The organism is Rhodococcus sp. 4CII (assembly GCF_014256275.1).
Taxonomy (GTDB): domain Bacteria; phylum Actinomycetota; class Actinomycetes; order Mycobacteriales; family Mycobacteriaceae; genus Rhodococcus_F; species Rhodococcus_F wratislaviensis_A.
In genome coordinates this window covers 1,637,258-1,649,740 of record NZ_JACCFE010000002.1, presented here as the reverse complement: position 1 = coordinate 1,649,740, position 12,483 = coordinate 1,637,258, and the positions used below count along the sequence as shown (strand labels likewise).

The 12,483-nt window shown below is 69.4% G+C and carries 8 protein-coding genes and 1 pseudogene; 2 read left to right on the top strand and 7 right to left on the bottom strand.

All coding sequences use genetic code 11. The features are described from left to right. Nucleotides 1-15 precede the first annotated feature (15 nt). The gene (locus H0B43_RS08580; RefSeq protein ID WP_185728309.1) at nt 16-1,662 is read right to left on the bottom strand and encodes an amidohydrolase; all 1,647 of its coding nucleotides are present in this window, start codon (nt 1,660-1,662) and stop codon (nt 16-18) included. A 16-nt stretch (nt 1,663-1,678) separates the two neighbouring features. Continuing rightward, entirely contained in the window at nt 1,679-2,917 is a 1,239-nt protein-coding gene (locus H0B43_RS08575; RefSeq protein WP_185728310.1) for an MFS transporter, read from the bottom strand. A 287-nt stretch (nt 2,918-3,204) separates the two neighbouring features. On the opposite strand from H0B43_RS08575, the gene H0B43_RS08570 reads away from it, so the two are divergent. Further along, nucleotides 3,205-4,731 carry a PucR family transcriptional regulator gene (locus H0B43_RS08570; protein ID WP_185728311.1) on the top strand — a complete coding sequence of 509 codons (1,527 nt, stop codon included), beginning with the start codon at nt 3,205-3,207 and terminating at the stop codon, nt 4,729-4,731. 24 nt (nt 4,732-4,755) lie between these two features. Here H0B43_RS08570 and H0B43_RS08565 read toward each other — a convergent pair whose 3' ends face one another. The 5 genes and pseudogenes from H0B43_RS08565 to H0B43_RS08545 form a co-directional block, all read right to left on the bottom strand. Continuing rightward, complete coding sequence (locus H0B43_RS08565) at nt 4,756-6,117, bottom strand: NAD(P)/FAD-dependent oxidoreductase (protein WP_185728312.1); 1,362 nt, start codon at nt 6,115-6,117, stop codon at nt 4,756-4,758. A gap of 52 nt (nt 6,118-6,169) precedes the next feature. Beyond that, the gene (locus tag H0B43_RS08560) at nt 6,170-9,352 is read right to left on the bottom strand and encodes an NAD-glutamate dehydrogenase domain-containing protein (protein ID WP_185728313.1); all 3,183 of its coding nucleotides are present in this window, start codon (nt 9,350-9,352) and stop codon (nt 6,170-6,172) included. 147 nt (nt 9,353-9,499) lie between these two features. Continuing rightward, nucleotides 9,500-9,828, bottom strand: a pseudogene (locus H0B43_RS08555) (MFS transporter); the annotation flags it as partial. 1 nt (nt 9,829) lies between these two features. Further along, the gene (locus tag H0B43_RS08550; protein WP_185728314.1) at nt 9,830-10,294 is read right to left on the bottom strand and encodes a hypothetical protein; all 465 of its coding nucleotides are present in this window, start codon (nt 10,292-10,294) and stop codon (nt 9,830-9,832) included. Between the two features lie 14 nt (nt 10,295-10,308). Next, entirely contained in the window at nt 10,309-11,238 is a 930-nt protein-coding gene (locus H0B43_RS08545) for an AEC family transporter (protein ID WP_185728315.1), read from the bottom strand. A 141-nt stretch (nt 11,239-11,379) separates the two neighbouring features. On the opposite strand from H0B43_RS08545, the gene H0B43_RS08540 reads away from it, so the two are divergent. Beyond that, on the top strand, nt 11,380-12,432 hold the full coding sequence (locus H0B43_RS08540; protein ID WP_185728316.1) for a serine hydrolase: 1,053 nt from the start codon (nt 11,380-11,382) through the stop codon (nt 12,430-12,432). The last annotated feature ends 51 nt before the right edge of the window (nt 12,433-12,483 follow it).

The window sequence follows — 12,483 nt, the reverse complement described above, 5'->3', positions numbered from 1 at the left end:
AACTGACCGAGGCGGTTATGCCCGGTAGCTGCCCGCCACCTCCGTCCGGTGCCGCACCGAGCCGGCCACCACGGTCAGCTGCACCCGCGCGGTGAGCAGCGAATCGGTGCCCGCCGTGAACGGATCGCCGTCGAGGACGACGAAGTCGGCGGCCTTGCCCGCGACGAGTTGCCCGGTGAGATCGTCCCAGCGGCACGAATAGGCGGCGTCGCGGGTGGCGTGCGCGAGCGCGTCGGCCATCGGCAAGGCGTACTCGGGCAGGTTGGGTGCGAGCGCCGGATCGATCGCGGACTTGCGCGTCGTCGCGACGTACATGTTGGGCAGTGGGGGATGCGGCGCCGTCGGGGCGTCGGACCCCAGTGCGAGGACGGCGCCCGCCGCCGTCATCTCGGGCCACGGGAAGGCCCGCTCGATCCGGTGGTCGCCCAGCATGGCACGCCAGTTGTCCTGGATCGCGGGATCGGCGTGGACCGGCTGCATCGACGCGACGACGCCGAGGCGCGCAAGGCGCTGCACGTTGTCCGTCGTGATCGTCTCCAGGTGCTCCATCCGGTGCCGGCGCGGGCGAATCCCGTTGGCGTCGATGGCCTGTTCGAGCGCCGTGAGCGCGATCTCCGACGCCTCGTCACCGATGGCGTGCATGGCCACCTGCAGGCCGGCGGCGTCCGCCGCGGCGACCACCGGTGCGAGCGACGCGAGATCCCAGATCGGTTCGGCGTTGGTGCCGTCCGAGTACGGCTCCTTCATCGCGGCGGTGCAGCTGTCGATGACCCCGTCGATGATGATCTTGATCCCGGCCATCCGCAGCCACGGACCCTGCAGGCGCCGCTGGTGCTCCACCGCCTCGTGCACCTGGCGGACGTTCTCCTCCTCGGAGTCGGTTCGTTCGATCAGCCAGTGCCCGGCCACCCGGAGCGGCAGCGTGCCTTCGCCGGCGGCCAGTGCGCGTTCGAGCGCCTCGATCTCGTCCGCGCCGAGTGCCATGTCGACCGCGCCGGTGACGCCGTCGGCGAGATACTGCTCGAATGCCGCCGCGAGGGCGACGTCCCGCTCGGTGTCGCTGATCAGCTTCGCGAGCGTGGGCCACACGATCTGGGTCACCGCCGTCTCGAACAGCATCCCGGTGGCCGCGCCGGTGACGGGATCACGCTCGATCCGGCCGCCGATCGGATCGGGGGTGTTCGCGTCGATGCCGAGTTCGCGCAGCGCGGCGGTATTCACCCACGCCGAGTGCACGTCGTTGGAATCGAGGTATACCGGGCGCTCCGCTTCCGCCGCGTCGATCATCTGCCGCGTCGGCGGGTGGCCGCCCAGTGCGGGAAACAGCCAGCTGCGTCCCAGGATTCGCGGCGCGTCCGGATTGCCGGCGGCGAACCGCCGGATGCGGTCCTGGATGTCGCCGAGGTCGGCGGCACTCTGCAGGTCCACCTTCTGGAGGGCCTGCCCCATCATCAGCAGGTGCGTGTGCGCGTCGATGAAACCGGGCAGGACGAAGGCCCCGTCGAGGTCGACGACGCGGGCGTCGCCCGCGAGCGAATCGGCCGTCGCGGTGTCGCCGACGAAGGTCAGGCGCTCGTCCCGGACGATCATCGACTCGGCCCAGGCGGGTTCGGCCGCGGTGAAGATCCGGCCGCCCCGGTAGTGGGTCGTCTCGGTGCTCATGCTGTTCCCTCTTTCCTCAGGCGACGGTCGAGGTGGTGTACCGGGCAGCGGGATCCTGCCCGGGCGATGCGGAGGCCTGCTCGGTGCGCGTCGACAGCCGGGCGATCGCGACGATCGGCACGAGTAGGACGAGACTGATGCCCGCCAGGACGAAGCCGAACGCGACGTAGCCGACCGCGCCGGTGACGAGGGTTCCGAACAGCGGGGCGAACGCCGATCCGACCAGATACGTGCCGAGCAGTGGGGCCGACCAGCGGCCGGACGAATCGAGCGCGGCCGCGATGGCCACGATGTAGATGAAGGCCGCGGCGTACACCGTGTTCCACGCGATGACGAGCACCAGGTACGCCGTCGGGTCGGTGGCCAGGCACGAGCCCAGTTTGAGGGTGGCGCCGAGGGCGAGGAGGACGGCGGTGGGTGCGGTGCGTCCGAGCCGCGAACCGAGTGCGGTGAGGACGAGGGCGGCGCCGATGCCGCCCGCCGTCGACAGGCTGAGGGCGAGCCCCATCTGCTGTTCGGTCAGCGAGGCGTGCTCGGCGCCCATGATTCCCGACACGGCCCACAGCGAGTCCTCGCCGATCGCCCAGATCGCGAAGAGCACGAGCAGCGAGACGCCGGCGACGGCCACCTTCTTCTCGGTGACGCCCTCGGGCAACGGGTTTCGGGTGTGCTCCGTGCTCGGCCGGCCGTCGTCGACGGCCGGAGCGGCCGGCAACCAGGGAATCGTGAACGCCGTGGCCAGCGCGAGCACCGCGACGATTCCGAAGGCGTTGGTCATGTGCGTGCCGAGGATCGGAATCAGGGCGAGGACGCCGGTGACGGCGGTGCGGTTGACGAGGCCGTTGATCCCGGACACCCGGTTCGGGTTGGTCAGCGCGGCCAGTGCCGCGCCGCCGACCGCCACCGCGCCGCCGGCGCCGATCCCGCCGACGATGATGGCGACGCACGCGACCGGCGCCGAGTGGATGGTGGCGGCGACGGCGAATCCGGCCGCCATCACGACGAGGCTGATGCGGCCGAGCAGGTGGCGGGAGCGCCCTGCCGCCCACCGGGTGGTTGCCAGGCAGACGAGTGCGGTGGCCAGGAGGGAACCGGTGAGGACGGCGCCTGCGACGGTCTGGGTGACGCCGAGATCGTCGACCATCGCGATGATCATGAGCGGGATGAGATTGGCCGTGATGTAGCCGACGACGAAGATGCTGAACGTGGCGATTCCGCGGCGGAGCGTCAGGGGGACGCGGACGGCGGCGGTCACGTGGGGTTCCTGCGGTGGCACAAGGACAACTCCGTGTCTCGGGTGGCGGCCCGCGTGAGACGTGGGTCACTTAGCGAATAGGATTCGTTAAGTATGCGGAGAGGTCCGCCCGTACGCAAGGGTCAAACGAACTTAATTCGTTAATGTTGAATTTCGGCGTTGTCCGAGGTCGCCTTCTGACACAATGGAGTAGTCGTTCGTGTTCAGCTGGCCAACTTGTCCAGCGCCATCCCGATTCCGACCGGTCAGGGTGACACGGACCCGACCGCAACTGCGCAGGAGCCGACATGACCGTCCCCGTTCGCTGGATGTTGTCCCAGCCGGACCTGGCTCTCGAACTGAAGGGCGGCGCCGCCGGTCTCGGCAACGAGATCACGTTCGCCCACACCACCGAACTCCCCGACCCGTTCCGCTGGCTCACCGGGGGAGAACTGCTCCTCACCACCGGTATCCGGCTGCCCCTGACTGCCGCCGACCGCGGGCGGTACCTGCGCGGACTCGGCGAGGTCGGTGTTGCCGCGGTCGGGTTCGGCACCGGGCTCTCTCATCCCGAGGTGCCCGCCGACCTGGTGGCCGTCGCCGACGAGATCGGACTGCCGCTCCTCGAGGTGCCGTTGCCGACCCCGTTCGCCGCCGTCGTCAAGAGAGTCATGAACCGCCTCGCGGAGCAGGAATACGAGGCGGTGTTGCGGGCATCCCGGGCGCAACCGCGAATGACGCGCGCCGTCGTCCAGGGCGGCACCGGCGCCACCGTGCGCGAACTGGCCGTCGCCACGTCGGCCACCGTACTGTTGCTCGACTTGTCGGGGCGGGTGCTGGAGTCGCATCCGGCGCAGCCCGCCGAGGACGTGCTCGGGGAACTGCGCGAGGTACTCGAGGCAGGCACCGGCGGCGCGTCGAGCAGCGTGTCGCTGGCACGGTCGGGCGCATCGATCACGGTGCAGCAGATCAGCGTCGGAAGCACGCCGCACGGTCATCTCGCCGTGATCAGTCCCAGCGCGCTCAGTCACGTCGACCAGATCCTGCTCGGTCACGCGAACTCGTTGCTCGCGTTGGATTTCGAGAAGCCGGTTCGTCTCAGGACCGCGCAGAACCGGCTCAATTCGCATGCCCTCGGGCTGTTGCTCACGGAGGATCGCGACCTCGCGCCCGCCTGGTCGCAGATCCGGCACGCCGCGGACACGGACGGGATGGTGCGCGGACTCACGGTGGTGGCCGAGACGCCGGCGCTCGCGGAGCGGGTGGAGACCGCGGTCGCGGTGGCCATGAACAAGGCCGGGCGGCAATTGTTCGCCCGGCGTCAGGATGCGCGGGTCACCGTTCTGCTGAGGGGCACCGACGACGTCGACTTCGCGCGGGCGATGTTGCGCGGACTGTCCGCGCCGGCGCGGAAGGGGATTCGTGCCGGGCTGAGCGGGCGGCGGGAGGTCGCCGGACTCGTCGCGGCCATCGAGCAGTCCCAGCTCGCCGCATCGGCCGCCGAGTCGGGAGCCGATCCGCTCGAGTTCGCGGCGCTCACCGGAAGCGCGTTGCTCGCGTTCAGCTCGACGCGGGAGGTGCTGAACTCGTTGGCGGACACGATGATCGCGCCGATCGACGATTACGACCGGGCCAATGGAACGGAACTGCTGGGGTCGCTGCGGGCATTCCTGGAGGCGAACGGACACTGGGAGTCGGCGGCTGCGGCGATGGGCGTGCACCGGCACACCCTGCGCAGCCGCATGGCGCGGATCGAATCGCTGATCGACTGCCGCTTGGACGTGGCGCGGGTGCGCGCGGAGTTGCTGCTCGCCATCATCGCCCGGCAGTCGTGACTGCCGGGCGATGATGGGACGGAACTACTTTCCGAGGCGGGTGGCGATGTCGGCGGCGGTCCGCTGACCCATCCGCACGGCACCGTCCACGTGCTGGTATCCCTCGGCCGCGATGTCCGAGCAGGAGAAGTGGAACGGTCCGACCGGCGTGCGGGTGTCCGCGCCGTAGCGGTGCAGACCGCCGAGGTCGAAGCTGGCGGCGTACGCGCCCCGGGTCCATTCCTCGGAGCCCCAGTCGGACTCGTAGTACACCACCGGTTCGGCGGCCTTCGGTCCGAGGTAGCGGGCGAGCGAGCCGAGGATGGTGGCCCGACGCTCCTCCTCGCTCAGCGCGAACATCGCGTCGGCCTTCTCGTCCGACACGAACGCGACGAGGGTGCCGCGGGTGTCCTCGTGGTTGGTGTTGTCGTACACCTCCTGGACGACCTCGGAGGCACCGAATCCGGTGCCGGACAGTCCTTCTTCACGCCAGAACGGGGTCTCGTACACGGCGTGCACCTTGATGACGAGTCCCAGCGACTGGTGCTGGTGCATCTGGTGCTGGCGGCGCGGCAGCGGCGGGTCGTAGGAGATGCGGGAGTACAGGTTCGGCGGGACGGCCAGCACCACGCGGGACGCCTCCACGCGGATGTCGCCGTCCGCGAGCACGACCGCGCCCTCCTCGCTCCACCGGACGGTGCGGACGGGGGCGTTCAGGAACACGTCGTCGCCGAGGGCTGCCGCCATCCGGATCGACACCTGCTGCATGCCGCCGATGACGCGCTTGTCGAGGATGAAGTCCTCGTCCACCAGGTGCGAGAACGATCCGGCGGACGCGGCCATGAGGACGGCCTGCAGTGCCGAGAACGAGTGCGCCGGCTTGGTCAGCATGCCGCCGGCGATGAACAGGCCGATGTTGTCGCGGGCCTCGGCGTCGTCGGACTGCTCGATCAGCCAGTGCTTGAACGAGATGGTGTCCAGTTCGCGAGCCAGCGGATGCGCCCACGGCTCCTCCGCCCCGACCTGCGCGGCCAGGTCGTCGAGGATCTGGACCAGCCGGTCCATCTCCTTGCGGGTCGTCTCGTCGACCGGGAACGACTCGCCCGTGTAGCGGGTGCGCTCACCGGCGGCGGAGATGTAGACGGATTCGCCGTCACGGTACCGGTCGAACGTCTCGAGTCCGAGTTCGTCGAGCAGCGAGATCAGCGCCGTCTGGTCGGGGGAGACCCACTGGCCGCCGATCTCCAGGACCGCACCGTCGACGGTGTCGGTCCAGGTGCGCCCTCCGACACGGTCGCGCGCCTCCAGGACCGCGACGGACAGCCCCGCCTTGCGCAGCGCGGTGGCCGCGGCCAGACCGGACGGTCCGGCACCGACGATGGCGACATCACGTTGGAGAGTAGGCACTTTCGAGCTCCTTTGGTTGAAGTGCTTGAGGTGGATGAACGGTGGATCCGGTTCAGTGGCGGGTGAGTGCGAGAGACAGTTCGGCGTCGATCACGCAGATACTCGAATTGTCCACGCGATCGTGGCTGCGCAGTTCGCCCAGCATCCGGGCCAGACGGTCGGCGGCGGTGTCGTGATCGGTCAGCCAGTCGGCGACGGCGTCGGCCGCGGAGGTCGTGGGCGACGCGTCGCGCAGCACCAGTCCGATCAGGCCGTGCCAGTGCTCCTGCAGGTTGTCGACGAGAACGGCGCCGGCCATCGCCTCCCAATACGCGGTCCCGGTCTCGCCGACGGAGAACCGTTCCGACAGCCAGTCGAGTCCGACGACGCGGCCGAATTCGCGGTACGTCTCGGCCACCTGCGTGATCGGCAGGCCGAGCGACTGCGCGGTGGTCTCCAGGGCGAAGGCCTGCGCGAGGATCCGCAGTGTCCCGAGGTCCTGGGCCGGCGCACCGGTGAGGTGGGGCAGGGCGGCGGCCAGGTCCTGCACCGGCCTCGCGAAACGCTCGATGAGCGCCCGCGCATCCGTGCCCGCGGCGCGGTGCCGCAACAGCCACGACGTGGTGCGCTCGATCAGGTCCTGGATGCCGAAATGCAGGTTCAGCCGGGTCCGGTGGGACGCGCCGGGCAGGGTAAGGACCTCGTTCCACAGGCGGTCGATGTCGAACACCTGCCGCACCACCGCGTATGCGACGGTGATCTCGGGGGTGCCGACGCCGAGGCGCTCCTCCAGCCGGTGGATCAGCCCCGGTCCGACCCGGTCGATCATGTCGCCCGCCACCAGCACGGCCACGATTTCCCGGGCGAGCCGGTGACCGCTGATCTGCTGGGGGATGCGGTCGCGGATGGACGCCGGGAAGTAGTCGGCGAGCACACCGTCGAACACGGCGTCGTCGAGCACCGGGGAGGCGAGCAGTTCGGTGACGACGAGGTTCTTCGACTGCGCCAGCAGAACCGCGATCTCCGGCCGGACGAGTCCCTGGCCCGCGCGGTGCCGCGCCGACAGTTCCGCGGCCGAGGGCAGGACCTCCGCGGCCCGGCTGATGCCCGCGTCGCGCTCGAGGTTCTCGATCAGACGCTCGTGGCGTCCGAGGAGGAACGGTGCATGGACCTCGGCGAGGCTGATGGCGAGAGTCTGGGAGGCGGCGTCGGCGAGCACCGATTCGCCGATCTCGTCCTGGACCCGGGCGAGCAGCGTGTTCCGTTCCGCGGCCGGAAGTTCACCCGACGCGACAGCCGCGTCCAGCGCAACCTTCAGGTTCACCTCGCGATCCGATGTGGCGACGCCGGTGGCGTTGTCGATGAAGTCGGCGTTGATCCGGCCGCCGTGCAGCGCGTACTCGATGCGGGCGCGTTGCGTGAGACCGAGGTTGCCGCCCTCGCCGATCACGGCGGCGCGCACGTCGGCCGCCTCGACCCGGACGGCGTCGTTGGCGGGGTCGGCGGCGTCGGCGTGCACCTCCGTCGACGCCTTGACGTACGTGCCGATTCCCCCGTTCCACAGCAGGTCGACGTCCGCGGTCAGCAGCGCCTTCACCACCTCGTGCGGGGGCAGTTCGGCGGCGGTGACGCCGAGGCGTTCGCGCACCTGCGGGGACAGCGGAATCTTCTTCGCCGTCCGCGGCCACACGCCGCCGCCGGCCGAGACGAGATCCCGGTCGTAATCGTCCCAACTGCTGCCCGGGACGGTCGCGAGGCGCTCGCGCTCGCGGTAGGAGGCCTCGGAATCCGGTTCGGGATCGAGGAAGATGTGCCGGTGGTCGAACGCGCCGACCAACCGGATCGCGCGGCTGAGCAGCATGCCGTTGCCGAACACGTCCCCGGACATGTCGCCGATGCCGACCACGGTGAACGTGTCCGTGTCGACGTTCTTGCCCATCTCGGCAAAATGCCTGCGGACGGAGACCCATCCGCCGCGCGCCGTGATGCCCATCGCCTTGTGGTCGTAGCCGGCGGAACCACCGGACGCGAACGCGTCGCCGAGCCAGAACCCGCGTCGCGTCGCAATGCTGTTGGCCAGATCCGAGAAGCGGGCCGTGCCTTTGTCGGCCGCCACCACCAGGTACGGGTCGGCGTCGTCGTGGATCACCGTGTCGCGGGGGTGGACCACCTCGCCGTCGACGATGTCGTCGGTGACGTCGAGCAGTCCGTCGATGAAACTCGTGTACGCCGCCCGGACCGCATCCGGCGTCGTCTCGGTCCGCACCACGAACGCGCCCTTCGCGCCCATCGGGACGATCAGCGAATTCTTCACGTGCTGCGTCTTCATCAGACCCAGAACCTCGGTGCGGAAATCGTCTTTGCGGTCCGACCAGCGCAGGCCGCCGCGCGACACCGGGCCGCTGCGGACGTGGCTGCCCTCGACGATCGGCGAGTGCACGAAGATCTCCCGGTAGGGGGTCACGGCCGCGGACAGCGACAACAGCGACGGATCGATCTTGAACGCCGCCGGGGCAGCGCTGATCGTGCGGTCGTGGCGAAACCAGTTGGTGCGCAGCACAGCCGACGTGAACGACAGCAGGCCGCGGAGCAGACGGTCCTCGTCCATGGTCGCGGTGCGGTCGATCGCCGCGAGCAGCACACGTTCGGCGTCGGCGACGGCGACCTCGCGGTCGGATCCGGAGACGGCAGGATCGAAGCGGGCGGTGAACAGGTCGCGGAACCCGCGCACGAAGTCGCTGTGCTGCAGCAGGATCGCCACGATGTTGGGTTCCGACAGTCCCAGCCCCACCTGCCGGAGATAGCGGCACGCGGCCCGCACCAGGACTGCATCGGTCCACGGCAGGTTCGCCGCGGCCACGAGGCGGGTGAACCCGTCGACCTCCAGATGTCCGGCGGCCGCGGCCTCGAAGGCGTCGGACAGCAGGCCCGGAGTCTCGGCGTCCCAGGCGAAGTCGCCGGTGCTGAAGTCGAACCGGTGGATGGTCGGGGTGCCGGGCTCGTCGGCGGGCAACTGCTCGTGGGACGCCACCCGCAGCCCCAGATCTGCGAACAGCGCGACCAATTCGGCGAGCAGTGGGGTGTCCTCCGGCCACACCATGACCGCGGCCGGCTCGGGCAGTGCATTCGCGGAGTCGACGAAGCGCAACCGCGGGGTGGTACCTCCGGACGCCAGGACCGCGCTCGACACGGCGTCCTCATCCGGGCGTGGACGGGGCGTGTCGGTCGTGCTCGGAATGACACCGGTAAAGCTCATCGTGTGGCTCCTGACCCCTGATCTGACGAACTGTGACTGGAGACCAGTGTGTCGAGGAGAGACGCAGGCCACATCCGACGAAGTGGAGCGTCGTCCGGCGACGGACGCGACGTTTCGGAGCCGTGAGTACTTGTCAACCGCGGGCGGTTACGAAGTACTCAGGGCTCGCCACGTCGACTCCGCTGCGGTACCCAGCAGTCCGCCGGTGATCACGAAGATCGACGACGTGCCCGCGACCCCGCCACCCAGGTCATGGTCAGTGGTTGGCCGATGCCCCGGAAGAATCCGGTCACGACGAGGAGCAGCGCCCTCCCGATCGGGTTCGGGACGAACGGGAGCAGGGCGGTGGGCAGCGCCGAGCACAGTGTGGCGGAGATCAGCAGTCGGTTCCGCGGCACCAGGGTGAGCAGCCACGGCAGGAACGCGCGCTACACGATCGACGCCGCGGTACGCGCGGTCAGCAGCAACGTCACCAGGTCATCCGTTGAGCACCTGGCGATTGCCGAGCGGCGCCTGCAGCGGGACGTCGAGGGTGCCGAACACAGCGACGAGGATGCACATCTTGTCGGCCGCCTCCGGCAGGCTGCCGGTGCGCAGCGAGATCGTCACGGTGGTGTCCGTCTCGGCGACCGTGGCGTCGGCGCCGTAACACTCCGGGGTTCCGGTGACGAAGTGGATCGCCACCGTGTTGCCGTCCGCGCGCGACCACGATTCGAACGGCGTCGGATCGGCCCGGACGATGTCGGGCCGCGACTCGAAGACGGTGCCGAAATCGTCGCCGGGCACCTCGGACGGAATGGGCATCCCCGACGACGGATTGGTGGGGCTGGGATCCACTGCGGACGCGATCTCCGGGGGAATCGTCGGTTCGTCGGTGCTCGAACCGGACCCGCATCCGGCGAGGGCGAGGCAGGCCAGCACAGCGAGAGCGAGTACGCGCATAAGCCACGGTAACCTCATCCGGCGAGCAGGCCGGAGACCAGCGCAATCCCCGGAATCGCCGCCAACGTCGTGACGAAAGCCGTGTCGCGGGCCAGCACCGCCCCCACCCCGTATCGGCTGGCGTAGACGAAGACGTTCTGTGCCGTCGGCAGCGTGGCCACCACCACGATGGCGAACAGTTCGTGCCCGTCCAGGCCGAGCAGGTACCGCGCCATCAGGTAGGCCAGCATCGGCTGCACGACGATCTTGAGCACCGACGCCAGCGCGACGTCCCGCCTCGGACTGGTCCCCTTCTCCAGCACCCGAACCCCGTACAGGGAGATGCCGAACGCCAGCAGCGCACCCGGCACCGACGCGCCGCCGATGAGCCGGAACGGCTGCATCAGCGCCTCCGGCGGAGTCCAGCCGACGAGCGCGATCAGCAGTCCCGCGGCGCCCGCCACGACGATCGGGTTCTTGAACGGCGCAGTGACCGTCTCGAGTCGCGAGGCGCCGCGCCGGAGCGTGGTGACGTCGAGGATGGTGAGGGCGATGGGGGAGTAGGCGATGATCTGGAACAGCAGCAGCGGCGCGACGAACGACGCGTCGCCGAGCACGAAGACCGCAATGGGAATACCGAGATTCGCGGAGTTCACGTACGACGACGACAGCGCACCGATCGTGAGCTCCGGAAGGGACCTGCGTAGCCACACCTTCGCGATGACCATATACAGTGCGCCGACCGTCAAAGCGGTGACCGACGCGACGGCCAGAGTGGGCGAGAAGATCACGGAGAGGTCGGACGATGCGAGCGAATCGAACAGCAGCGCCGGTGTGGCGACGAAGAACACCAGCCTGCCCAGAACGGATTCGCCCTCCGCGCCCAGCGTCCCACGCCTGCCGAGAATGTAGCCGATCGCGATGATCACGAAAATGACGGTGAAACCCGCAACCACTCCCGACACGCTGCGGGGCACCTCCTCGACAGGGATGCCTCGTGTCGGCAAACCTTGCGAAGTCTAGTGCTCGGCGTTTCGGTGGGTCACAATTGCCTCCGGTCGGGGAGATCGTCTGCACGCGCGTTCCGTCGCGCTCGAGGAGTCGTAATGCCGCGTGGAACGACCGTTCTCTGCGCGCTGATCTGCGCCTGGACCCTCGCCTGGGGTGCCGCGCCCGTCGCGTCGGCACTGGCGCCGCCGTCGAGTGGAGACCCGGCGCTGATCGCCCTCGCGGGGCAGGTCCTGGGCCGTAGCTACCGCGAGCACGCGAGCGTCGCGTACATCGACGCGTCCGGCACCCGGTTCGCGAACTTCGGGGCCACCGAGGACACCGACTTCGAGATCGGTTCCGTCACCAAGACGTTCACCGCGGAACTCTTCGCCGACGCCGTCGCGCGGGGCGAGGTGCGGCAAGACACGAAGGTCGGGGACCTGCTGCCGCTGCAGGGTGCACCGGTCGGCGACGTGACGCTGCTCGAACTGGCGTCCCACACGTCCGGGCTGGCGCAGTTCCCGATGAGCACCGACACCATGGTGGCCGTGGGGCACTGGGTGGTCGCGTCCAACCCGTTCACCTACAGCAAGGACACCCTGCTGCAGCAACTGCAGTCGGCGCCGCTCACTACCCGCGGCACGTACTCGTACTCGACCGTCGGCTTCGCGTTGCTCGGCCAGGCGCTCGCCGCGGCTGCGCACACCGACTATCCGACGCTGCTCCGCGAGCGCATGCTCGTCCCACTCGGACTGTCGCATTCGTGGATGCCGCTCACCGCTGCCGACCTGCCCGCGAACGTGACCCGCGGATTCGATGTCCTGCACCGATCGCAGGACCCGTGGCCGCTGGACGCCTACGCCCCGGCCGGTGGGTTGCGGTCCACGGCGAACGACATGTCGACGTACGTACGGGCTCTCCTCGACGGCACGGTCCCCGGCAGCACGGCCATGGACCCGCGGTGGATCGGCGCCAACTACCGGGCGCTGACCTGGTCGATCGTCCCGTTCGAGGGTCGGGACTACACCCTGCACGGCGGCGCGACGGGCGGTTTCCAATGCACCGTCGTCCTCGACCGTGCGAACGGCCGCGGGCTGGTCATCCTCACCGACACCATCGGCGGACTCGAGCAGCAGGGTCTGGAGATCCTCGCCCACACCCCCATGTGAGTGCTTTCGCGTCCCGGGGTACACAATGCCACCCACGTACCCGGGGTACCC